Origin of the sequence: Bordetella sp. 15P40C-2 (genome assembly GCF_009763235.1) — a bacterium.
In the GTDB taxonomy this organism is placed as follows: Bacteria; Pseudomonadota; Gammaproteobacteria; order Burkholderiales; family Burkholderiaceae_B; genus Bordetella_A.
On the sequence record NZ_WSJA01000003.1, the window covers coordinates 98991 to 123513 of the forward strand.

Genomic DNA, 24523 nt, shown 5'->3' on the forward strand with positions numbered 1-24523 from the left:
ATGAGAATTCTCGAAAACGGGAATATTCGCCGCAATGCAGCAAATGGTCAAGGTCGTAGAGCTGAGGGTTTACCCGTGATGGTGGTTTCCCGACCTGGCATACACGGCCAGGCAAAAGGCGACGGCGCCGGCATTGCGCCGGCGCGAGAATCAGTAAGGACGGACGCTGGAGAGTACCCGCAGGCAGGCATCCGCCACGCGCGCGGGACTCACGCGCTGGATGTCGACGACGCCGTTCTCCGGATAGACCGCGGCCGAGTAAGGCCGGGCCCAGAACCATTCAGGATTCGCTTCGTTGAACACGCCCACATATGGCACGCACACGCCTTGGCCGATATGGGAAGGCCCGCAGTCGTTGGCCACCACCAGCCGCGCATTCAGCATCAAGCTGGCCAACTCGGGAATCGAGCGGCCGACGATCAGTTCGAAGTCCGGCCGGCGCAGGGCCTGGAGCGCCCCAACTTCGGCCGCCTCGGCCGGCCCCAGCACGAAGCTGAATCGCGCATCGCCGCCAAGACGGCTTTTCAGCGAATCGGCCAGCGCCAAGAAATTCGCGACGCCCCAACGCTTGAACTCCCCATCGCCACCACCGGGAATCATCACGATATCGGCGGGGGCAGGCTGCGGCACCGCCTGCGCCGCGATCTGTTCGAAACACCGACGTGAAGCCTCCTCGGGCGCGACGGGCCGGTACGTATTCAACAATAACAAGTTGGCCAGCGCGATGTACTCGTTAATGTCTTTGTCGTGCGCGTGGGTCCAGCAACAATCGAGCAAACGGCGATTACGAAACCCTAGCCGCAGCTTTGGCCGTCGCAGCAGATTCACGAGCGCGTAGCGCTCGCTGGTGTGGTGCAGGCTCACCGCCAGATCCGCGCGAGTCGGCATGGCGCGTACCGCCTCGACCAGCGTTTCTGCCTGCACGAACTCATCCACCCAGGGTAATGAGCAGTAGTAATGCGACACCGCATGCTGCGCCACGACCCGCAAGCGTGCCTGTGGCCACCAATGCTTTAGTTGGGACAGCGTGGCGTAGGAAACCACCTGATCGCCGAACTTGCATCGGCTGCGAATATAAACTGCGATCTCTTGCATATACGGCCACAAAGCCCTCCCTCGCGGGAGTGAGGACGGGATTGTATAGAAACGGCGTGACGCCCTGGTATCAGAGGCATAAGCAAGCGTGAAATATGTTGCCAGCTGCGTGAATGGCCCGAATGATCCCAGCGGCGTCGTACAAACGCATACACTGTGAGTTACTTGGCTTTTATTTCGGTTCCGTCGTGACTCAATCCCCTTTTTCCGCCCTGCCTTTGCTACCCGCTTTGTTAGAAAACCTGCAAAGCCTGGGCTTTGACCACATGACGCCAATCCAGGCGCAGAGCCTGCCGCTCATTCTCGAAGGCCGCGATCTCATCGCCCAGGCCAAAACAGGCAGTGGCAAGACCGCCGCTTTTGGGTTGGGCCTGCTGCAAAAACTGGATGTCGCGCGCCTGGTCCCGCAGGCGCTGCTGCTTTGCCCCACGCGGGAATTGGCCGACCAGGTGGCGCAGGAACTGCGCCGGCTGGCCCGCCTGATTCCCAACGTCAAAGTCCTGACGCTCTGCGGCGGCGCGGCTGCCAGACCCCAAGCCGAATCGCTTGCCCGTGGTGCGCACCTGATTGTGGGCACGCCGGGCCGCATCCAGGACCACCTGGCGCGGGGCAGTCTCGATTTGTCCCAACTGAGCACCTTGGTCCTGGACGAGGCAGACCGCATGGTCGACATGGGGTTCTACGACGATATCGTGGCCATTGCCTCCCAATGCCCAGGCAAACGCCAGACCCTGCTGTTCTCGGCGACTTATCCCGACAATATTCGCAAGCTGAGCGCGCGCTTTTTGCGTAACCCGGCCGAAGTCAAGGTCGAGGCGCAACATGACGCGAGCCGCATCGAACAGATCTTTTACGAGATCGATAACAGCCAAAGGCTGGACGCCGTGGCCACGCTGCTCGCGCATTTCCGGCCGGCCTCCACGCTGGCGTTTTGCAATACCAAGATCCGTAGCCACGATCTGGTGGAACGCTTGCAGGCCGAAGGCATCAGTGCCCTGGCACTGAATGGCGATCTGGAGCAACGCGAACGCGATGAGATCCTGATCCAGTTCGCCAACCAGAGTTGCGCCGTGCTGGTGGCCACCGATGTGGCGGCACGCGGCTTGGACATCCAGAATCTAAGCGCAGTCATCAATGTGGATGTGACCAAGGATACGGAAGTGCACATCCACCGCATTGGCCGCAGCGGTCGGGGCGATCAAAAGGGCCTGGCACTAAGCCTGTGTTCGCCCGAGGAAATGCGCTGGGCGAACTTGATCGAACAATATCAGGGCAGCCCGCTGAAGTGGGCGGATATCAAGGCGCTACGTCCGAAGGCGGACCGACCATTGCGTGCGCCGATGGTGACGCTATGCATCCAAGGTGGTAAGAAGGACAAACTACGTCCCGGCGATCTGTTGGGCGCGCTGACCGGCGATGGCGGCTTGACCTTCGAACAAGTGGGCAAGATCAATATCCACGAATTCAGCGCCTATGTGGCTATCGATCGCCAGATCGCCAAACAGGCGTTTGCGCGCATATCGAACAGCAACATCAAGGGGCGTCGCTTTCGCATGCGCTACCTGGAAGAGTTTTGATCGCGGCATAGACGGTAAAACATAAACGGCGAGCGAGGCATCACGCCTGGCTCGCCGATTTCTTATCGCATTACCGCGCCGTCAGGCCGACGCGTTCACGATCAGGCTTCGCTCATGCCCGAGGCTGGTTCCGGCGCTTGGCCCGCACGGACTTTTTCCTCGATGCGCCGGCCCACATCGGGGTCGATCTGTTTCCAGTAGTCGAACGCACGCTCAAGCACCGGGCTGCGCACGCCGCCTAACAACGCACCCGCGACGGTTTCGACCAGCTGCGCGCGAGCGGCATCATCGAACACTTCGCGCACGAGCGCGCCTGGCTGACTGAAGTCATCGTCCTCGGCATGCAGCGTGTAGGCACTGCGCACCATGTCGCCATCGGCCTCCCAACCGTCTTCCATCTTGCCGGTCGTGTCCGACCAGGTACGCCCTTGCGAGTTGGGCGCGTAAACCGGCTGATTACCACTGTGTTCGTAAGCCATCTGGCCATCGAACATATAGGACTGCACCGGGCACTTGGGCTTATTCACCGGCAGCTGATGGAAGTTGGTGCCGATACGATTGCGTTGCGCGTCGTTGTAGGCAAACGCGCGACCCAGCAGCATCTTGTCGGGCGACAGGCCGATACCCGGCACCGTATTGCCCGGCGAGAACGCGGCCTGCTCGATCTGCGCGAAGAAGTTCTCCGGATTGCGATTCAAGGTCATCGTGCCGACCTTGATCAACGGGTAGTCCTTATGAGACCAGACCTTGGTCAGGTCGAAAGGATTGAAGCGATACGTCTTGGCATCCGCATACGGCATGACTTGCACGAACATCGTCCACACCGGATGCTCGCCGCGCGCGATGGCGTCAAACAGATCACGACGATGGTAGTCAGCATCGCGACCGGCCATCTCCATCGCTTCGGCGTTGGTGAAGTTCTTCGTGCCCTGCTGCGAATGGAAGTGATACTTCACCCAGAAACGTTCGCCCGCGGCATTGACCCACATATAGGTGTGGGAGCCATAGCCGTTCATATGGCGCCAGGTACGCGGCAGCCCACGTTCACCCATCAAATACGTCACCTGGTGCGCGGTCTCGGGATTGAGCGTCCAGAAGTCCCACTGCATATGGTTGTCGCGCAAACCGGAATCCGGCAGGCGTTTCTGGCTGCGAATGAAATGGGGAAACTTCATCGGGTCACGCACGAAGAATACCGGCGTGTTGTTACCCACAAGATCGTAGTTGCCTTCGGTCGTATAGAACTTCAGCGAAAACCCGCGCACATCGCGCCACGTGTCGGGACTGCCCGCCTCGCCCGCCACCGTCGAAAAACGCGCGAGCATTTCGGTTTGACAGCCTTTCTGAAACAGCGCCGCCTTGGTGTAGGCGGAGACGTCTTCGGTCGTTTCAAACACACCGAAAGCACCTGAGCCCTTGGCATGCGGTTGACGCTCTGGCACTTTCTCGCGATTGAAGTGCGCCATCTGCTCCAGGAAATGCACATCGTGCAAAACGATAGGGCCATTCGGTCCGATGGTCAGCGAATTACGATCGCTCGGTGCGGGAGCGCCGGCTCCCGTCGTCGAACCCACGGCTGCTTTGTTTTTCGAATCATTCATATGCACCTCCTGAGGTCTAAACGCAGGCGGCTTGGATGCCCCCTGCTGCCTCAATATACTGCACACAGGTTACTTGATGAATCAATGTGTAGCGGGCATAGACAGTTTGCATGCAAACCTTTATACTCCTAGCCCTTTACGGATGGCCGGTCACAGCCTTATGGTCATCCATCACTAGGCTGCGCACAGCGGCCCGGCAATTTTGCTGAAACACAATCTCGGGCCAGCGGGTTTGGCCGCGTAACACCATGCCGGCTAAACAAGCCGGTTCATTGCTTCCGATCTCGGGATCCGACTGGGCGCCGTCGCCCACGAACACGGCCCGCGGTAGCGCTGCACCTTTGTGTGCGTTCAACGCTGCATGGCTAGCCGACACCCGGCACCAGCCACGCAGGATAACGTGCGCGCGTCGATCGCGCGTACGGTGTTTCAGCACGCCAGTGGGTTGTCGCCACCCATCGCACAGTGCGGAAATGGCTTGGGCGGTCGCGCGCTTTCGGGTGCGCTACGACAAGAGGAGAAAAACATCCCCATGCAGGAAGCACAGCTTTTTCAGCTATCGGGCACAACGGCCATCATGTTATTGGTCGGGTTTTACGGCGCCACATTTTTGATGTCTTTGTTCATTGGCAAGCGCAATGAAAATGTGGACGGCTACATGACTTCGAACAACGCTGTCGGCTTTGGCCTTGCCGCCGCCAGCATGATCGCCACCTGGATCTGGGCGGCTTCCTTTTACGCTAGCGCGACATCTGGCTTTAAGTACGGGCTGTCGGGCCCCATCCATTATGGATTCTGGGGCGCGTTGATGATTCTGTTCATCTACCCTTTTGGCAAACGCTTTCGTCAACTGGCGCCCAAGGCGCACACCTTGGCGGAGATCCTGCAAGCGCGCCACGGCACGTCAAGCCAGATGATCATGGCAATATCGAACATCATTGGCAGCTGTATCAGTCTGATGGTGAACTTCACCGCGGCGGGTGCACTGGTGTCGATCTTGAGCCCCTTGAGCTTTACGCAAGGTGTGCTGATCGCGGGTCTGGGCGTCTTGTCCTACTCATTTTGGTCGGGCTTTCGCGCGTCGGTCATGACCGACTTTGCGCAATTGCTGGCGATGATCTTGTCGGCGGTGATCATCATCCCGCTGATCTTCTTTAATGCAGGCGGACCCGATCTGTTGGATACCAACATGTGGCGGCTATCGCCCGAACAAGCGGACCTCTATTCCACTACGGCGATTCTCGAACAAGGCGCACCGTATTTCGTCGCGGTATTGGCGTATGCCATTGGCAACCAAACGATCGCGCAGCGTCTGTTCGCCGTGCGGGAAGACCTGATCAAGCCTACCTTTCTGACGGCCACGATCGGCTATGGCGCGGTGGTGATCGGCTTGGGCATGCTGGGATTGCTGGCACTATTCGTCGGCCTGCAACCGGTAGACGGCGACTTGAATAACATCATCCCGCAAATGGCTTCGACCTATCTGCCGCCGGTGGGCATTGCGTTGTTCTTTATTCTGGTGGTGGGCTCGCTGTCGTCGACGGCCGACTCCGATCTCGCGGCGCTCTCGGCCATTGTCATGACCGACGTCTACGCGCGCAATCTTGCCAAGGGCAAGCCCGATCCGCGCCGCATGCTGTGGTGGGGCCGGGCCACAATGGTCGCCGCCACCATGGCGGGCGTGATTTTCGCCAGCATGCGTTTGGACATCCTTGTGATGCTGGTGTTTGTGGGTGCCTTGTGGGGCGCCATCGTGTTCCCGGTCATTGCCAGCTTTTTCTGGGACCGTGTCGATAACCGCGCATTCGTGTGGTCGGTGACCTCGGCTGTGGCTCTGTTTACGGTTGTACGCTTTGAATTGCTGCCCATCGAAGGCGCTGTCGCGGTGTTCTTTGAGGTCTGCGCGGCCCTGGGCGGCGGTGTGGTGCTGGGTCTGATGACGTTTGGTTTCTTCGGCCGTCGTCCCGCGCTGGTGATTGGCGTGATCGCGGCGGTGGTGTTGATGCCCTTGTGCATCGGTTTTCTGCGCGACTACACCGTGTTGACCGGATCGCTCACAGCGTATGGCGTAAGCACCATTGTGTGCGTGGCATTGAGTCTACGGAGCCGCGAGCGTTTTGATTTCAGCCAGTTGTCGCAGCGCGTCACGTCGTTTCAACAAGAGAAAGAAGCCCTGCCCAACCCTAGCACGCTGTCCGGCAACCCTGCCCCGGCCCGCGCCTGATCGAAAGGAGTCCAACATGCTACTGACGCTTTATATCCTTGTTTGGCCCGTCATCTCGGCGGCGATTCTGGCTATTCTCATCGTGGCCTTATGCCGCGATGTAAAGCGCGCCAAAGAAACCGGCGAGTCGATGATCTGACAACGACTACGCTTGCGCCAACGGCCGCTCACACGGCGCTTGCCGCTGGCAAGGCTCTGTGCAGTACGCAGGCGACATGCTCGGCTTGCCGCCCGCCCTGCGTATGCAAACCGTGCGCGATTTGATGGCGGCAGCTGGTTCCATCCGCGATCAGCAAGGTATCGGTATCTGCCTGCCTCATCGCGGGCAGCAGCGACAGCTCCGCCATTTGCATCGAGGTCTCGTAATGCGAGGCCTCGTAACCAAAGCTGCCCGCCATGCCGCAGCAGCTGGACTCGATCAGCTCCACCTTCAAGTCGGGAATCAGCCCAAGAATGCGCTGCACGGGCTTGACCGCATCAAACGCTTTCTGATGACAATGGCCGTGCAACAGCGCGCGCTTTTGCGGCAATGCCTGAAGCGCCAGAGTTAACCTCCCGGCCTGATGCTCACGAGCCAGGAATTCCTCGAATAGCAGCGCCTGCGTGGACAAGGCCTGCGCCTCGTCACCCAGGCCCATCACGAGAAACTCGTCGCGCAACGACAGCAGGCAAGATGGCTCCAGCCCGATCACGGGGATGCCGCGCTCAACGTAAGGGCGCATGGCTTGAACGACGCGCAGCGCCTCCGCTCGCGCCTCGTCCACCATCCCGGCCGACAAATAGGTGCGACCGCAGCACAGCGGCCGCTGGGGCTGGGCATCTGTTGCGGCCGGCCGCGCGATCGCCACGCGATAGCCCGCGGCTTGCAACACCGCCAATGCGGCACGCGCGTTATCCGGCTCCAGATAGTTGTTAAAGGTATCAGCAAACAGCACCACATCTGCTTGCTCCGCAGGGACCGATGAGGCTGTGCGCGTAAACACGTCAGAGCGCCATGCTGGAAGGTTGCGCTTTGCCGACAGGCCGAACCAACGCTCCGAAATCTGCGCCGCACCCGGCACACGGTCGCGCAGATTAAACAACCAGGGCAAACGCGCCGCCCAGGGGGCCCACCGGGGCAGCGTTGCAATCAGCCTGTCCTTGATGCGCACGCCGCGCTGTTGGCGCCAGTGGCTAAGGAACTCGATCTTCATCTTCGCCATATCCACGCCGGTCGGGCAGTCGCGCTTGCAACCTTTGCAACTGACACACAAATCCATGGTCTCGCGCAGCGCGTCGCTGACCAACGCATCGGGTCCTAGCTGTCCCGACAAGGCCAACCGCAGCGTGTTGGCCCGACCTCGGGTTAGATGCTGTTCGTCGCGCGTGACACGATAGCTAGGACACATGGTGCCGGCATCGAACTTACGGCAATGCCCGTTGTTGTTGCACATCTCCACGGCTTTACCAAATCCGCGTGCCGGATCACCGCCCGTGCCGGCTGGCGTCACCGTTTCCATGGCGGGATCGGCATGCACGTCCCATCCCGACCAATCCAGCGCGGGCTGCAGAGCGATCACGCGATAGTCCGGTTTAAACCGGAACAAGGATCGGTCATCCATCCTGGTGCTGCGCACGATCTTACCCGGGTTCATCAACCGGTCAGGATCGAACGCGTCCTTGATCGCTTCGAAGGCACGCATCAGGCGCGGGCCAAATTGCCACGCGACCCATTCGCTGCGGACCAGGCCATCGCCATGCTCGCCGGAGAAGGCGCCCTTATAACGCCGCACCAAATCTCCCGCCTCTTCGGCGATCGCGCGCATCTTGGCTGCGCCATCGCGGCGCATATCCAAGATCGGCCGCACGTGCAGCGTTCCGACCGAAGCATGCGCGTACCAAGTGCCCCTGGTGCCATACTTGGCAAACACCTCGGTTAACTGACTTGTGTAGTCGGCCAGATGCTCAAGAGGCACCGCGCAGTCCTCAATGAATGACACCGGCTTGCCGTCGCCGCGCATGCTCATCATGATATTGAGCCCGGCTTTACGCACATCCCACAACGCCTTTTGCGCGGCGGCATCGGGCATCTCTATCACGCTGCCCGGCAATCCGAGGTCGGCCATGAGCTCGACCAACCGACCCAGATTCGCCACCTGCTCGGCATGCGACTCGCCGGCGAACTCCACCAGCAGAATGGCTTCGGGCTCGCCGGTCAGCGCTTTTTCGATCACGGGTCGGAAAGCCGGATTGCCGCGCGCCAGATCGATCATCGTGCGATCCACCAGCTCGACGGCACAAGGCCCCAGCGCCACGATATGGCGCGTCATATCCATCGCTTGATAAAAGGTTGGAAAGTTAACCACGCCCAGCGCCTTGGCCACTGGCAGGGGAGAGAGTTTGAGGGTGATGCTACGCGTATAAGCCAGCGTGCCCTCGCTGCCCACCAGCATGTGCGCGAGGTTGATGTCACCGTCCGGACTGTAGGGGCGTGGACTTTGTGGGTGATAGATATCGACGTTATAGCCACCCACGCGGCGCAACACACGCGGCACCCGCCGTTCGATTTCTTCCCGTTCGCGTGTGGCGATGTCACGCAGCGTCTGCATCAACGTGCGTACCCGCTCGGGCGCATTCTGCATCCGGCGCTCTTCGCAGAACACGGCTTGCGTGCCATCTAGCAGCAGCGCCTCGATGCTCGATACGTTGTGAACCATGTTGCCGTACGCAATCGAGCGCGAACCACAGGAGTTATTGCCTGCCATCCCGCCTAAAGTGCATTGCGCCGAGGTGCTGACATCCACGGGGAACCACACGCCATGCGGCTTGAGCCACGCATTGAGATGGTCCAGCACAATACCCGGTTCCACCGTGACCGTCATGGCCGCGAGATCAAAATCCAGCACCCGGTTCAGATATTTGCTGTTGTCGATGACCAGCGCGGCGCCCACGGTTTGGCCGCATTGCGAAGTCCCCGCGCCACGCGCGAGCACCGGGATGTGCAGCTCGCGGCAGTGTTGCAACGCGACGGCGACATCATCGACGCTGCGCGGGATCAACACCCCCACGGGTTCCATCTGATAGATCGATGCATCGGTGCTATATCGCCCCCGGTCTGCCCGGTTGAAGCGCACTTCGCCCTGCGTGTGCTGGCGCAACCGTCTCGCCAACTCGGCGTGTTCAGCGTTCAAATCGGTCGGGGCGGGCGAAACTCTGAATGCGCTCATAGGGCTCCTCAACGGTTCAACACAGCGATGTCATACGGCGTCTGCGGGTCAAGCATCGGCGGATCTTTATCCAGCAGGCGCCGGGGCTTCCAGCGCCAGCGCCTCCAACACCGCCTCGCCCTTGCGACGCAAGTGCTGGCGCATCAAACGTCCTAACCGCAGGCCGTCGCGCGCGGCTAGCGCATCGACCATTTCCAGATGCTCCGACATCGCCTTGTCCCACTTTTCCGCATTGAGATTCGAGCGAAATCGCAGGCTCTGCACACGCAGATTGATGTTCTGGTAGACGTTGCTGAGCAACTGGTTGCGCGCGGCCGCGTTGATACGGTCATGAATCGCGCGGTTGACGTGAAAGTACGCCGGCATATTGCGGCGCGCGTGACTGGCTTGCATCTCAAAGGTCAATGCGCGGATCTCGGCGATTTCCTCGTCGGTAATGTGTTCACACGCCAATTCACCAGACAAGGCCTCCAGGCCGCCCAGAACCTCGAAACTTTCGCGAATATCCTGCGGCGACAGCGCGACCACCTGCGCGCCCCGATTGGGCTGCAGATTGACCAGGCCCTCGGCGGCCAACAGTCGAAACGCTTCGCGCAAAGGCGTGCGTGAGACCTCCAATTTGTCGCACAAGCTGCGCTCGTTCAGCCGCGCCCCGGGGGGTAATTCCCCTTCAGTAATCATGTCGCGCAGCTGTTGCGCGATGGTGCTGGGCAAGGTGCGGCGATCGGTGGTTTCTACCGAACCGGTGGGTGATGTTGCCTCGGGCAGTAACGGTGTCAAATTCATTGGTATACAAAATTTATGGTTTCGGCCGATCTCGCCTGCTCCACCGCACCCCCCCGAAAAACCCCGCGTTTTGCCGGAGAAAATTGCTGTGGTGCCGCATAATTTATGCTTGCATGCGTGACCGTTTGATGCGTATTCTTCAACAACATTGGCAGCTTGTATACCAAAAATTTACGTTGGAGCGCCTTATGATGCGTCTGCATTCGCACCCGTCCGGTCGTCATTTTTTGCAGATTCCCGGTCCCACCAATGTGCCTGATCGCGTCCTGCGGGCCATGGACAATCCAACGATCGACCACCGGGGTCCGGAGTTCGGTGAACTCGGTAAAGCGGTATTGGGGGGGATGAAAAAAATCTTCCAGACCGAATCGGATGTCATCATTTATCCAGCTTCTGGCACCGGCGGATGGGAGGCCGCGTTGGTCAATACGATGTCGCCTGGCGATAAGGTGTTGATGGCGGAGACGGGTCATTTCGCCACGCTGTGGAAGCGCATTGCCGACCGGCTCGGATTGCAAGTGGAATTCCAGCAAGGCGATTGGCGCCATGGCGCCGATCCCCGCCAGATTGCCGAGCGTCTGGCTGCCGACACCGCTCACGAAATCAAGGCGGTTTGCGTCGTGCACAATGAAACCGCGACCGGCGTGGTCAGCGATGTACAGGCCGTGCGCCGCGCGCTCGATGACACCGGCCATCCGGCCTTGCTGATGGTCGATACGATCTCTTCCCTGGGATCCGTGCAATACCGCCATGATGCTTGGGGCGTTGATGTCACGGTGGCGGGCTCGCAGAAGGGTCTGATGTTGCCACCCGGCCTGGCATTCAACGCGATCAGTGCCAAGGCCTTGAAAGCCTCTGCCAGCGCCAAATTGCCGCGCTCGTATTGGGACTGGAAGGAAATGCTGGCCATTAATGCCTCCGGCTACTTCCCCTACACACCCGCTACGAACCTGCTTTACGGCCTGTATGAAGCCATAGGAATGCTACTGGACGAAGGCCTGGACAACGTATTCGCCCGTCATCAACGGCATGCCGAGGCGACTCGCCGTGCCGTGCGCGCGTGGGGCCTGGAGATTCTGTGCTTGAAACCCGAGGAATACAGCCCTGCGCTCACGGCCGTGGTCATGCCCGAAGGCCATAGCGCCGACGCATTACGCAAGACCATCCTCACTCATTTCAACATGTCGCTGGGGCAGGGCCTGAGCAAGCTGTCCGACAAGATATTCCGCATTGGCCATTTGGGCGACTTCAATGATCTGACACTATGTGGCACGCTGGCCGGTGTTGAAATGGGCTTGATGAAGGCAGGCGTGCCGCATCGCCCTGGCGGGCTGCAGGTGGCGCTCGATTACCTCGCGGAAACCAGTCAGGCGCAGCCTTCGGCGCGCTGACGATTCGACATTTCACGCACAACCAGAATCCCTGAGTATTCACGAAGGAACGCAGCACACGCAGCAATCGGACACGCAGGACCGCTCAATAACAAGGTGTATCGCAAGCACGACATAACCCGTGGCATGACCCGGAGGAGACACTGATGAAGCACCTGAATCGCACGCTGTCTGTCAAAGCTTGGATAGGGGCCTCGGCCTCCCTGCTGGCTGGACTGTGCATAAGTCCCGCGCATGCGTGGGAGCCCACCCGCTCCGTTGAAATCATCGTTCCCGCTGGCGCGGGCGGCGCATCCGATCAGATGGCGCGCACGATTCAAAGCATCATCCTCAAACACAACCTCATGAAGCAGTCCACCGTCGTATTGAACAAAGGTGGCGCAAGCGGTGCGGAAGGGATCATGGATACCAAGGCCTCGGCCAAGAATCCGCACAAACTCATGGTGGCCTTTTCCGCCATCTATACCCTGCCACTCGCGGTCAATCTGCCCTTTAACTGGCGCGACCTGAATCCGGTCGCCATGATTGCTCAAGACGAGTTCGTCTTGTGGACCAACGCTGAAGCACCCTATAAAACCCCGAAGGAATATATCGAAGCGGTCAGGGCCGCTCCCCCGGGAAAATTCAAAATGGGCGGCACGGGCGCCAAGCGGGAAGACCAGATCATCACCGTCGCACTGGAAAAAGCGGCCGATGTGAAGTTCACCTATGTGCCCTATAAAAGCGGTGGCGAAGCGGCCACCCAACTCGTAGGCAAGCACACGGACTCGAACGTCAACAATCCCAGCGAGAACATCGCGCAGTGGCGTGCCGATCAGATCAATGCGCTATGCGTGTTCGCCGACGAACGCATGGCCTTCAAGGACGAGGTCACCAAAACCCAGTCCTGGGCCGACATCCCCACCTGCAAGGAAGCCGGCTACGACGTGCAGTATCAAATGCTGCGCGCGTTTTTCCTGCCGCCCGACACGACCCCCGAGCAAGCCGCCTATTACGCTGACCTGATCAAGAAGATCAGCGAGACCGAGGAATGGAAAGACTACCTGGCCAAACAGGCGCTCAAACCCGACTTTCGCACAGGGGAAGACTTCGTCAAGTTTCTCGAGCAAGACGAGGCCAAACATAAAACCCTGATGCAGGAAGCCGGTCTTGCCGCCAAAAAATAAACGGGGGAGACAGGATGGATCAACAAGCGCAGAACAGCCCGTCTCCGCGAGGACTGACACATAGCGCCGTCGATGCAATCACCGCCGTGGTGTTTTTCTTGATCGGCGTGGTGATGATGATGGATAACCAGCATATCGGTATCTCATGGGGCCCGGACGGACCGGAGTCCGGCTATTTCCCCTTTCATATCGGCTTGATCATTTGCATCGCGAGCGTGGCGGTCTTTCTGAAATCGGTGTTCAGCCGTGATCGCAATACCGAGGTCTTTGTCAGCTGGTCACGATTCCGCCTCGTACTGATGGTGCTGATCCCCACCGCGCTTTACATCGTGCTCATTCAGATGGTGGGAATCTATGTCGCCTCCACGGTGTTTATCGCGGGCTTTATGCGATTGCTGGGTAAGTGCCCGTGGTTAAAGACGGCGCTGGTCAGCGTGGGCGTGAGCGCGCTGCTGTTCTGGATGTTCGAGGTGCAGTTCTTGGTGCCATTGCCCAAGGGCCCGCTCGAAGCCCTGTTTGGCTACTGAACCGCATTAGGGAGACCACAATTGGATGAGCTGAACTCGCTGATGCAGGGTTTCGGTACCGTGATGAGCTGGTACAACCTGGGCATGATGCTGATAGGCCTGGTACTGGGTGTCATCATCGGCGTGCTGCCCGGGCTGGGTGGGCCCAACGGCGTGGCGATTCTGCTACCGCTGACCTTCACCATGCCGCCCACTTCGGCCATCATCATGCTCTCGTGTATTTACTGGGGCTCGTTGTTTGCCGGCGCGATCACCTCCATTCTGTTTAACATCCCAGGGGAAACGTCATCGGTCGCCACGACATTCGACGGTTATCCGATGGCGCAGCAGGGCCGCGCGGGCAATGCGCTCACCGCGTCGTTTACGGGATCGTTCTTTGGCGCGTTATCCGGCGTGTTGCTGATCACGTTCCTGGCGCCGCTGGTATCGAAATTTGCGTTGCGCTTCGGACCACCAGAATTTTTCGCCGTGTTCTTGCTCACGTTTTGCAGCTTTGTTGGCACGGACAAGAAAACCCCATTCAAGACGATTATCTCGATGATGCTGGGCTTTGGCCTGGCCGCCATCGGCATGGATACGGTAAGCGGCGAGCTACGCATGACCTTTGGCTGGTCAGAACTGCTACGCGGCGTGGACTTTCTCGTGGTGGTCATCGGCTTATTCGGCATTGGCGAAATCCTCGTCAGCATGGAGGAAGGCCTCAAATTCGAAGGCAAGAGCGGCCGCATGAATCTGCGCGTGGTTCTGCAGACCTGGAAAGAAATGCCGAAGTATTGGATGACGCTCATTCGCAGCACGGTCGTGGGTTGCTGGATGGGTGTCACGCCCGGCGGCGCCACGGCGGCATCGTTCATGGGCTATGGCCTGGCGCAACGCTTCTCCCGCAACAGCGACAAGTTTGGCAAAGGCGAAATCGAGGGCGTAATCGCACCCGAAACGGCCGCGCATGCCTCGGGAACCTCTGCGCTGTTGCCGATGCTCGCATTGGGCATCCCGGGCTCAGCGACGGCGGCCGTATTGCTCGGCGGACTCATGATATGGGGCCTGCAGCCCGGTCCGCTGCTGTTTGTTGAACAAAAAGATTTTGTCTGGGGCCTGATCGCCAGTATGTATCTGGGCAATTTCGTGGGCCTGATTTTGGTGTTGAGCACAGTCCCCTTGTTTGCCGCGATCCTGCGCATCCCATTCGCCATTGTCGCGCCCATCATCATCGTGGTCTGCGCGATCGGCGCCTATTCGGTCAACAACGCCATGCTGGATGTGTGGTTCATGCTGTTGTTCGGCGTGATCGGCTACGTACTGAAAAAGCTCTCTTATCCGCTGGCACCGATGATATTGGCGCTGGTACTGGGGGATCGGATGGAAGATGCATTTCGGCAATCCATGCTGGGGCCGGGCACCGGTTTGCACGTGTTCTGGTCCAATCCCTTGGTGGGCACTATCACCACCGCCGCGCTGATTATGCTGGTATGGCCAATCTTCAGCCTGCTCTGGACGCGTTCGCGCAGGCCAGCTGGCGACTCCGACAATCCGGCCAGCCACGTTCAAACAAAAACCGGGCAATCGTGATCACCGCCCTTAAAGAGACCCGCGACTACGTTTACGAAAGCGGGCGGTCTCTGTGTAGCAGCACCCTACCCGTATTTACTTCTGCGCCACGCTGATACCGCTGCGTTTAGCGGTCTGGGTGAACACTTCCACGTCATGCTTGAGTTGAGCGTTCATGGCCGCGCGATCCGACGGCGCTGCCGTGGCACCTAACCCCGCCAAGAACGTCTGAAAGTCCGACATGGCGACGATACGAGTCACCTCGGCATTCATCTTGTCCAGGACAGGCTCGGGCGTGCCGCTCGGTGCCAGTACGGCCCACCACACTTGCGGCTCGTAGTCCAACTGGGTCACCTCACGCACCGTCGGCACCGAGGGAAAGCCTGGCTCCCGCGCCGTACCGGTGAACGCCAGCTTGGGCAATTCGGCAGCTTGGGTGCCATTGATCGAGGCTAACGTCGTGATCATGAAATCCAAGCGCCCTGCCAGCAAATCCATTTGCGCGGGATTGACCCCCTTGTAGCCCACTTGCTGCATCTTCAGCCCGACCAGGGAGCTAAACAGCTCGGTCAGAAGGTGGCCGCTGTCGCCGGAGCCAGTGGTGCCGTAGTTGATCTGTCCCGGATGCGCTTTTGCGTACTCGATAAATTCGCCGAGCGTCTGCGCGGGAAAATCTTTGCGCACCAGCATGACAAAGGGCGCTTGCGCCACGCGAGCTACGGCGTCAAACGCCTTGAGTGTGTCGTAGGGCGGGTTCTGCGTGGCGGCGCTGGTCGCCAAGGACGCCGACACGAATAAGAAGGTATAGCCGTCCGGCGGCGAGTTCGCCACCATGGCCGAGCCCACGACGCCCGCCGCACCGCCTCGGTTTTCCACCACGACCGTGGTACCCAGGGACTGGGATAACGATTGCGCCAGACGGCGCGCGATGTGGTCGTTGCTGCCGCCCGGTGTGAATGGAACGACGATGCGTATCGGCTTGGTCGGCCACGCGGCGGCCTTGCCAGCAGCACTCACCGACAGCGGCAACCCTGCCATCAGCGAACAGGCCATCGTCGCGGCCAGCATATGTTTGATCCACGTGCGTCGGCCGCGGTTCTGCTCTTTGCCCTGCTGTCTCATACCTCTCTCCTCGATCTGACGAATGCGAACTTGCGTAGTCGTACAGCACCCATGCACGTGGCAACACGGACCGGGCCTGAAGATTTTTTAGAAATAATGAGATCATTATGACTATGGCATTCCGCACGGTCAATAAGTGATTTCGGTCTCGAGTAGAATCACCATGGCTTGGCCACTCCACACAAAAACAGATTCTTCACAGGAACGAACGCATGGCACTGCACACCAGCGCTCCGCCGTCCGGGCGCGCCCGGTATCTCATCGTGACCGACACCTTGGCTCGGGAAATCGGCGCCGGCACGTTTCCCGTCGGCACACTCTTGCCGCGCGAGGCAGAGCTGATCGAACGTTTCCAGGTCAGCCGGACAACGATTCGCGAAGCCTTGAAACGCTTGTCCTCCATGGGATTGGTCTCCACCCTGCACGGGGTGGGAACCCGGGTCGAGGCCCGCGAGGTACATGCGAGCTACCTCGTTGCCATGCGCTCAATCAAAGATGTGTTGCAGTACGAAGGCGAACGCACGCGTTTTCAAGTAGAGGACCGCCGCGATCTGATCGCGCGCGACAGCGATCGGGAACTGCTGCGCTGCGCTGCCGGGCAAAAGTGGAAACTGATAAAGGGCTGCAATCTTTCCTCTGCCGGTCCCTACAAAGTATTTGCGGACACCATCATTCATATCCGCGCGCCGTACGACGACATTCTGACGCGCAAGTCGCGCTACGACGTGCCGTTTTACTCACTGATACGCGAACGGCACGGGCTGGAGATCGTGCGCATCGAGCAGGAGCTCGAAGCCATCGAGCTCGATGAACGGCAGGCCGAAGTGCTGGAAGTCGCCGTAGGCTCGCCCGGATTGCGCATCGTGCGTCGCTATTACTGCGAAGAAAACGAGCCCTTCGAAGTCACGATCAACGTCCATCCCTCCAAGCGCTTTACCTACAAAATGAACCTGGACCGCAAGGCGACCTGAACGCACGGCGGCTGGCTCACTCTCTACTCTCCCGCTTACTTCGTCTCTCTACCCGCGCCGCGCCACCGCCGCGCGGGTAGGCTTGTACCTTTTACTTTTCCATAGATATAATGATCTCATTATGACAAGACGGAGGAGAACATGGTGCAGCAAAGCCTCTCTCGGCTCAGAGAAACCACCGCATCGTTTACTCCTACCAAGGCGCTGGCTCACTTCGCCGCCGGCTTGCAATGGGAACATATCGACACCCACGCACGCCGTCACGCCAAACGCCATTTTCTCGACACCCTGGGCTCGGCTATCGCAGGCGCGCCGCAGCACGCGACCTTGTCGGTCATCGGCGCATTGCGTTACGCGGGAGAAACGGGCAGTGAAATGCCGACGGCCCTGCCCGGCAGCGACATGCGCGATCTGGGCCTGTTGGCCGCCGCGCACCTGATGGGTACGGCCACGCATGGGCTGGAGCTGGATGACGGCTATCGGCCTGGCATGATGCACCCGGGCTGCGTAGTCGTCCCGCCCGCGTTGCTGCTGGGTGCGCGCCTGAAGGTATCGGGTCGAGACGTACTGACTGCCATGACAGTAGGCTATGAAATCGCATGCCGCTTGTCGGCCGCTACCCATCCTCGGACGCGCTGGCGCGGCTTTCATCCCACCTCGGCGGCAGGCGTATTCGCCGCCGCCGTCACGGCCGGCAAACTATTGAACTTCGATGCCATCGGGATGGAAAGCGCCATGGGCATCGCCGCCAGCTCGTCGGCCGGCCTGTTTACCTTTCTGGATGGGGGAGACGTCAAACGTCTGCATGGTGGCCTGGGCGCGCGCGAGGGACTGTTCGCCGCCATTCTGGCCAAGCATGGTTTGGTTGGGCCGCCTGACGCGCTGGAATCCACGAACGGCTACTTCCATTCGCATGCCGGTGCAGACAACGGACAGCACGACTACGCCGGCCTGCAGATTCTGCAAGCCGGTGGCAAGCCTGACCAGCTCCTGGTCACGCAGTGCTATTTGAAACCCTATTCCAGCTGCCGCCACATCCACGCGCCTACCGAACTCCTGCTGGAACTGCGCGCAGCACATCGGCTGACCTTGGCCGAGGTCGAAGCCATTCATGTGGACACCTACGCCGTGGCCGCCGCGCATGGCATGCCCGGATGGAGCGAGATGACGACCGCCCAAATGAGTATGCGTTACTCACTCGCGACGGCGCTGGCTCGCGGCAAGCTCACACCGGCGGAGTTCGATGAAACCACACGCGCGGACCCTGATATCACTGCCTTTTGCAGCCGCGTGACCACCTCGGTAGACCCAGACTGCGAGGCGCGCTACCCGGACAAGCGTCCGGCCAAGATTCGCGTGACACTAAAGAACGGCCGCACATTGACAGCCGAATCCGACGAGCCGCCCGGCGAGCCTGACCGGCCCATGAGCGACGAGCAAGTCGAACAGAAATTTCTGCATCTGGCCGCACCCGTTATTGGCGACCATGCCGCCCGGCAGGTCGCGACCCTGATCGGCAACATGGATGAATGCGAAGACGTCGATGCCATTCTGCGGTCCTGCGCACTCGCCCCGAATTCAACAGTCACCACGCATTGACAACGGCCGCCCCCTTAACGATGGAAGAGACAAGCATGGACAACTCCCGAACACCGCTGCCCAACAAGCTCCCCGCCAAACGCTTCAATGCCCAAGCGCGCGGCCCATTGCACGGCGTGCGCGTGGTCGATTTATCGCGGCTCGTCGCCGGCAATATGCTGACGTTGCAGCTGGCCGATTTCGGCGCCGACGTGATGAAAGTCGAACCCAGCTCGGGCGATAGCTTGCGCGCATTTCAGTCGGGCGGCGTCGAAACGTTCTGGAAGGTCTATGCGCGTAACAAGCGCAGCATCTGCCTCGACTTTCACCACGCACGCGCGATCGAGATCCTGAAAGAACTGGCGAAGTCCGCCGACGTGCTGGTGGAAAGTTTCCGCCCTGGCGTATTGGAGGATATGGGTCTGGGCCCCGAGGTGTTGCACGCCATCAATCCTTCGCTGGTCATCGTGCGGATTTCGGGCTGGGGCCAGACCGGCCCTTATCGCCGCCGGCCAGGCTTTGGCACGCTGGTAGAGGGCTATTCGGGTTTCGCCGCGATCAATGGCTTTGCCGACCGGGAACCGGTATTGCCACCGTTCTTCCTCGGCGACATGGCAGCAGGACTTTATGGCGCCAACGCCACCATGGTGGCGCTATGGAATGATCGGCTCAACGGCGGAGGCGGTCAGGTCATCGACTTGTCGCTGTTCGAGCCTCTGATCTCGCTGCTCGGCCCGCAGGCAGCCAGTTATCAAATCACGGGCAATGTCAAGGCCCGCACTGGCAGCCGCTCCAGTACCACGGCACCGCGCAATACGTATCGCACGGCCGATGGCGAATGGGTGTGCGTATCCACCTCGACGGCCACGATGTGCGCGCGCCTGTTCCACACCATCGGCCGCGACGACGTGCTGAAAGACCCACGCTACGCCACCGTGGCCGCGAGGCTGGAACACGTCGAAGAAGTCGATGCGATCGTGGGTGAGTTCGTCGGACGTCACACGCTGGCCGAGAACCTGCGCATCTTCGAAGAGGCCGACGTCACCGTGGGCCCGGTCTATGACGCCTCGCACCTGATGGTTGACCCCTACGTGGTGCAACGCGAGAGCCTCGTGCAGTTGCCCGATGACGACATCGGCATGATGCCCATGCACAACATCGTGCCGCGCCTGTCGAGCACGCCGGGCCAGTTCCGCCGCCCCGCGCCCATGAAGGGCGAACACAGTGCCGAATGTCTGATCGAGCTGCTCGGCCAGGACAGGTTCGAGCAGCTGATCGCCGACGGCGCCGTGTACCAGCACCCCGCCCCCCAAACCCAGCGCGCACCGCAAGCCGCGTGTGCTGCCCCTATCGAACAATGAGCCACTGCGGCCGCATCCGTCCAGGAGACCGAACATGAGCAAAATCGGAACACAACTCGAAGGCGCCGGCGTATGGAAAGGCCCCGCCATCGATTGGATGAAGGAAGGTCTGCATATCCTCTCGGATTCCGAACTACGAGAAATCGATCGCGCGCTAAAGCACTTACTGTCGCTGGGCGAGGTGGATTTCCCGGACATCACACCCGAGACATTCCCGCTGGACAAGGTCGGTGATCTGATGCGTGAACTGACCGTACGCTTGCGCTATGGCCGGGGCTTTCTGATGCTGCGCGGCCTGCCCCGCGAGAAGTATTCCGACGACGATATGACGCGCATCTACTTTGGCCTGGGTTCGTATATCGGCAAGCCCATGACCCAGTCGTATCTGGGCGATATCCTGGGTCATGTGATGGACGTGAGCGATTACGAGCCGAAGTCACGCGGCTATCGCAAAGGCGGCGGCCAGCTTATGCACACCGACTCGTGCGACATCATCGGGTTGATGTGTCTGAAGTCCGCCATATCGGGCGGTGAAAGCCGTATTGCAAGCGCGCTGGCGGTACATAACGTCATGGCCGAACAATATCCCGAGTTGTTGGAGACACTGGCCAATGGCCTTTATCTGAAGCGCGCCGACGAAGACGGGCGCCGCGCCACGCGCACATTCAGCAAGGACCGCGTACCGTTTTTCTACGAGCAAAACGACGAAGTCACCTGCTATCTGCCGACGGGATACGCGCGGCTGGCGGAAAAAAGCGGTCAGATTCCCTTTACCGAACAAGAGTCCCAAGCGCTCTATCGCGTACGCAAAGTCGCGGCCTCACCGGAGCTGTACCTGGACATGGGTTTCAAGGAAGGCGATATCCAATTCCTGAATAACCGCATGATGGTGCATGGCCGCACCGACTATCAAGACGCGCCGGAACTGGAGAATCGCCGTCACTTGTTGCGCTTGTGGTTCGAAGTGCCGACCTGGCCCGCCATGCCCGAGCCGCAGATATTCCATACCGCCGAGGACCGTGCGATGTGGAGCCAGTATCGTCAACCGCTCATCGAATTGCCCTCGGTTCACTACAAGAAACTGATCGAAGGCTCGCTCGCGCAGATGGTGGACTAACGCACGTCATGCGCTCGGAGCACATTGCGTGCTCCGCTCAAAGCTCGGACCATTCGCGCAAGAGATTGTGATAGCAGTTGGTGAGCGACAGCGTCTGCTCGGTCTCACCCAGCTGCATGCGCAGTTGTTGAATGGTCTGATCCAGTTCAAACAACATCTGTCTGCGACCATGTTCGCGGATCATGCTTTGAATCCAAAAAAAGGACGCGACACGGGCGCCGCGAGTCACCGCTGTCACGCAGTGCAGACTGTTGGCGGGATAAAGAATCATGTCGCCGGCAGGCAGCTTGACCAGATGCTCGCCATACAAGTCTTTCACAATCAGTTCGCCACCGTCATATTCGTCAGGTTCGCATAGAAACAGCGTGGCCGACAGATCGGTGCGCAACCATCCAGGTGCCGCCGGATGACTGCGCACGGCGCCATCGACATGAAAGCCATAGGTTTCCTCGGATTCATACCGATTAAACAAGGGCGGCACCACGCGCAGGGGCAAGGCGGCGGCGAAATACAAAGGGTTGCGGGCCAGCGCGCGCAATACGATTTCGCCTAGCTCACGAGCCAGCGCCGACGACTCCGCGAGTTGCCGATTGCGTTTGACCACGGCTCCTTGTGTGCCCACCGTGGCGCGGCCATCGACCCATTGCGCGTCGTGCAGACGAGCGCGCATCTCGCGTACCTCGTCGGGGGTAAGCACTTGAGGAATATGCAGCATGCTGAAGGCTCCTGATTACGCGCGCCGCTATCCGGCGGGATGAGCATCCATCTTAAAACGCGGCGCCGCCGCGGGGAATCACCACCGCGGCGGCAGCTTCACGCGACGATCACATCAATAGTGAATATTGGCCGTCAACATCACGGTGCGCGGCGCGCCCGGGAAATAGCGATACCCGCTCTTGTTGATGGAAGCCACATACTCCTTGTCAAAGAGATTGTAGACATTGAACTGGAAGTCCAGATTCTTGTTGACCTCATAAGCCGCCATCGCGTCAAACACCCAATACGACTCCACCCGATCGGGCGTGCCCACGGAGCCGTCCGTACCGCGTTTCATGCTGCCGACGTAACGCGCGCCACCACCGACCGTGAACCCGCGCGGCAGGCGATAGGTACTCCACAGCGACAACGCGTGCTTGGGCGTATAGCTCAGGTTGTTGGAGCCATCATTGCTGACCGCTGCGCTGTTCTTAACCTTGGCGTCTTGAATGGTGTAGCCCGCGCTGACCGACCAGTTGGGAGTGATTTGACCGAACGCACCGAGCTCGATGCCTTCGACGCGCTTCTTGGCGGTCTGACTGTACGTGCCATCGGCATCCTGCTGCACCTCGTTATTGACCTCCGTGCGGAACAGCGCGGCGCTAAGCAGCAGTTGGTTATCGAACAGCTCCCACTTGGTGCCCAGCTCTGCGGTCTTGGCCTTTTGCGGGGCAAAGTCCACGCGGTTGGCGCTACTGCCAGTGTCGGCGGCGGCAAGCTGGAAGTTCGCTCCACCCGGCGGCTGCTGCGACACGCCGTAGTTCACATAGATGTTGCCGTTGGGCGTCAGCCGGTACAAGGCGCCGAGTTTCCAGTTCAACAGGTTGCCAGAGATGCGCTCATCGACCGTGGTGATGGGCGTGCCCACGGCCGCGCCATTGCACGCAATGGCGCCGCGGCCCGATCCGCCGCAAGCCGTCGCGCTATCGAATTTGGTGCGATAGTGGTCCAGACGAACGCCGCCGTTGATCTGCCATGAGTCTGTCAGGTCGATCGTATCGAAGGCATACACCGCCATCGTGTCGGTCGTGCCGTGCGAGTTAGCTCCATTGTTATGGATGCCGTTCGCGCTGATACTGTTATCCGGATGATAGATACTGACGGGGGGAAGCGTGGGCGCCGTCATGCCGAAGGTGTCCTGCATCTCGTGCATGAACTCGACCCCCGCGCTCAGGTCGTGCTTAAGCGTACCCGTATTGAACTTCGCCGTGACGTTGGTCTGGTTGGCCCAGATGCGGTTGTTCGAGTTTCGCTGGTTGGGCGTGCGCGCCATATACCATGTCGATGGGTCGTTCGGGTTGCCGATGGTCAGGTTCGAGGCGCCCGCCATGAACGCGGTCAGCAGATAGTTCTGCTTGGTGCGCGCCCAGCGGGTGATATTGCGCACCGTCACCTTCTCGTTGATATCGTGCTCGAACCGCAAGGTCGCCATATCGGTCGTGATGTAGTCGTGATCCGATTGCGTGCCGTAGAAGTTGTTCGTGTCCGCCTTGGACGCGTCATTCAAGAAAGACAGCGCAGAACTCGGCGCGCTATAGCCTGGCAGACCAATGGTGACCACGCCGCCATCGGGCACGTTGGTCTGCTTGACGTGCAGAAAGTCCAGATAGACGCGCGTGGGCGTACCGAGCCCGAATGCCAATGACGGCGCCACACCCCAGCGGTCGTTCTTCACCTCGTCGCGGCCCTCCACGTGCGTCTTCTGGCCCATGACATTGAGCCGGAACGCCGAGGTCTCGCCCAGGCTTTGATTCCAGTCCAGGGTAGAACGCTTGTAGCGCGCACTGCCCACGCTCAGACTGGCGTCGAAGCTGTCATCCAGCTTCGGTTGCTTGCTGATCAAATTGATAGAGCCGCTGGGCGCGCTGCGGCCGTAGTCAGACCCTGACGGCCCCTTGATCACCTCGACGGCTTCCGTATTGAACATATCGCGGTTCACGCTGGCGATATCGCGAATGCCATCCACATAGATACTGTTGGACGTATCGAAACCGCGCAGGTAGATCGCATCCCCGGTCGATGTATTCCCGTTTTCTCCGGCATAGAAAGTGCCCGCCCCCGCCACATTACGCATGGCTTCGGCAAGCGTCGTCGCCTGCTGGTCGCGCATGAGCTGGTTGGTAATGACCTGCACCGTCTGCGTCGTATCGACCAGCGGCTGGGTGAATTTAGGGGAATCCAGCTTGCCGGCTTTATAGCCCGTGGTGTCGTCTCCCATGACCTTGACCGGCGACAACGTGCTGACGCCCGCGGCGTTATCCGCGGTTTGCGCCAGCGCGACGCCTGGCTGCCCCAGCATCAGCGTGGTTAGCACCGAAGCCGCGGCGCCGGCGGCTAGCGTGGTCTGGCTGGGCATACGAACGGGCGCGCACTTTCGATTTCTGATGTATTGCATTCGGGCTTCTCAAAAAGTGGATGGCGAAGGGCCAAAACGGCGGTCTGTAATCACAAGTTGCATTAAACGCGAATCGGAGTCTAAATGGGAATTATTTACATT

General features: G+C 59.9%; 18 protein-coding genes. 11 read left to right on the forward strand and 7 right to left on the reverse strand.

The window, feature by feature from the left end; translation table 11 throughout:
- Positions 1-150: 150 nt before the first annotated feature.
- A complete protein-coding gene (locus tag GOQ25_RS02600; RefSeq protein WP_160348885.1) occupies positions 151-1095 on the reverse strand; it encodes a glycosyltransferase family 9 protein in 945 nt (314 codons plus the stop codon).
- 188 nt (positions 1096-1283) lie between these two features.
- Here GOQ25_RS02600 and dbpA point away from each other — a divergent pair, with 188 nt between their 5' ends.
- Positions 1284-2672, forward strand: coding sequence for an ATP-dependent RNA helicase DbpA (gene dbpA / locus GOQ25_RS02605; protein WP_160348886.1), 1389 nt, complete (start codon positions 1284-1286; stop codon positions 2670-2672).
- A 101-nt stretch (positions 2673-2773) separates the two neighbouring features.
- On the opposite strand, the gene GOQ25_RS02610 is transcribed toward dbpA, so the two are convergent.
- Positions 2774-4273 (reverse strand): catalase, encoded by a 1500-nt coding sequence (locus GOQ25_RS02610; RefSeq protein ID WP_160348887.1) that lies wholly within the window; start codon positions 4271-4273, stop codon positions 2774-2776.
- 532 nt (positions 4274-4805) lie between these two features.
- Here GOQ25_RS02610 and GOQ25_RS02615 point away from each other — a divergent pair.
- Positions 4806-6497, forward strand: a complete 1692-nt coding sequence (locus tag GOQ25_RS02615; protein ID WP_160349009.1) for a sodium:solute symporter family protein — start codon at positions 4806-4808, stop codon at positions 6495-6497.
- A 16-nt stretch (positions 6498-6513) separates the two neighbouring features.
- Complete coding sequence (locus GOQ25_RS19465; protein ID WP_236844461.1) at positions 6514-6636, forward strand: putative transporter small subunit; 123 nt, start codon at positions 6514-6516, stop codon at positions 6634-6636.
- Between the two features lie 28 nt (positions 6637-6664).
- On the opposite strand, the gene GOQ25_RS02620 is transcribed toward GOQ25_RS19465, so the two are convergent.
- Together GOQ25_RS02620 and GOQ25_RS02625 are read right to left on the reverse strand one after the other, a co-directional pair.
- Positions 6665-9703, reverse strand: a complete 3039-nt coding sequence (locus GOQ25_RS02620; RefSeq protein ID WP_160348888.1) for an FAD-binding and (Fe-S)-binding domain-containing protein — start codon at positions 9701-9703, stop codon at positions 6665-6667.
- A gap of 66 nt (positions 9704-9769) precedes the next feature.
- Positions 9770-10489: a GntR family transcriptional regulator gene (locus tag GOQ25_RS02625; RefSeq protein ID WP_160348889.1), complete on the reverse strand. Its 720-nt coding sequence runs from the start codon at positions 10487-10489 to the stop codon at positions 9770-9772.
- Positions 10490-10677: 188 nt separating this feature from the next.
- On the opposite strand from GOQ25_RS02625, the gene GOQ25_RS02630 reads away from it, so the two are divergent.
- The 4 genes from GOQ25_RS02630 to GOQ25_RS02645 all read left to right on the forward strand — a co-directional run bounded on the left by GOQ25_RS02630 (position 10678) and on the right by GOQ25_RS02645 (position 15142).
- Positions 10678-11880 (forward strand): alanine--glyoxylate aminotransferase family protein, encoded by a 1203-nt coding sequence (locus tag GOQ25_RS02630; protein ID WP_160348890.1) that lies wholly within the window; start codon positions 10678-10680, stop codon positions 11878-11880.
- A gap of 146 nt (positions 11881-12026) precedes the next feature.
- Entirely contained in the window at positions 12027-13046 is a 1020-nt protein-coding gene (locus GOQ25_RS02635; protein WP_160348891.1) for a tripartite tricarboxylate transporter substrate binding protein, read from the forward strand.
- A gap of 14 nt (positions 13047-13060) precedes the next feature.
- Positions 13061-13573, forward strand: a complete 513-nt coding sequence (locus GOQ25_RS02640; protein ID WP_160348892.1) for a tripartite tricarboxylate transporter TctB family protein — start codon at positions 13061-13063, stop codon at positions 13571-13573.
- Positions 13574-13594: 21 nt separating this feature from the next.
- Positions 13595-15142 carry a tripartite tricarboxylate transporter permease gene (locus GOQ25_RS02645; RefSeq protein WP_160348893.1) on the forward strand — a complete coding sequence of 516 codons (1548 nt, stop codon included), beginning with the start codon at positions 13595-13597 and terminating at the stop codon, positions 15140-15142.
- Between the two features lie 75 nt (positions 15143-15217).
- Here the strand turns inward: GOQ25_RS02645 and GOQ25_RS02650 are convergent, their stop codons facing one another.
- Positions 15218-16243 (reverse strand): tripartite tricarboxylate transporter substrate binding protein, encoded by a 1026-nt coding sequence (locus GOQ25_RS02650; RefSeq protein WP_160348894.1) that lies wholly within the window; start codon positions 16241-16243, stop codon positions 15218-15220.
- A gap of 212 nt (positions 16244-16455) precedes the next feature.
- On the opposite strand from GOQ25_RS02650, the gene GOQ25_RS02655 reads away from it, so the two are divergent.
- The 4 genes from GOQ25_RS02655 to GOQ25_RS02670 all read left to right on the forward strand — a co-directional run bounded on the left by GOQ25_RS02655 (position 16456) and on the right by GOQ25_RS02670 (position 21270).
- Positions 16456-17214: a GntR family transcriptional regulator gene (locus tag GOQ25_RS02655; protein ID WP_160348895.1), complete on the forward strand. Its 759-nt coding sequence runs from the start codon at positions 16456-16458 to the stop codon at positions 17212-17214.
- Positions 17215-17355: 141 nt separating this feature from the next.
- Complete coding sequence (locus tag GOQ25_RS02660; RefSeq protein ID WP_160348896.1) at positions 17356-18813, forward strand: MmgE/PrpD family protein; 1458 nt, start codon at positions 17356-17358, stop codon at positions 18811-18813.
- Between the two features lie 35 nt (positions 18814-18848).
- Complete coding sequence (locus GOQ25_RS02665) at positions 18849-20153, forward strand: CaiB/BaiF CoA-transferase family protein (protein WP_236844252.1); 1305 nt, start codon at positions 18849-18851, stop codon at positions 20151-20153.
- Between the two features lie 34 nt (positions 20154-20187).
- On the forward strand, positions 20188-21270 hold the full coding sequence (locus tag GOQ25_RS02670) for a TauD/TfdA family dioxygenase (RefSeq protein ID WP_160348898.1): 1083 nt from the start codon (positions 20188-20190) through the stop codon (positions 21268-21270).
- A 37-nt stretch (positions 21271-21307) separates the two neighbouring features.
- Here GOQ25_RS02670 and GOQ25_RS02675 read toward each other — a convergent pair whose 3' ends face one another.
- A complete protein-coding gene (locus GOQ25_RS02675) occupies positions 21308-21985 on the reverse strand; it encodes a Fe2+-dependent dioxygenase (RefSeq protein WP_160348899.1) in 678 nt (225 codons plus the stop codon).
- Between the two features lie 114 nt (positions 21986-22099).
- The gene (locus GOQ25_RS02680; protein WP_160348900.1) at positions 22100-24421 is read right to left on the reverse strand and encodes a catecholate siderophore receptor Fiu; all 2322 of its coding nucleotides are present in this window, start codon (positions 24419-24421) and stop codon (positions 22100-22102) included.
- Positions 24422-24523 lie beyond the last annotated feature (102 nt).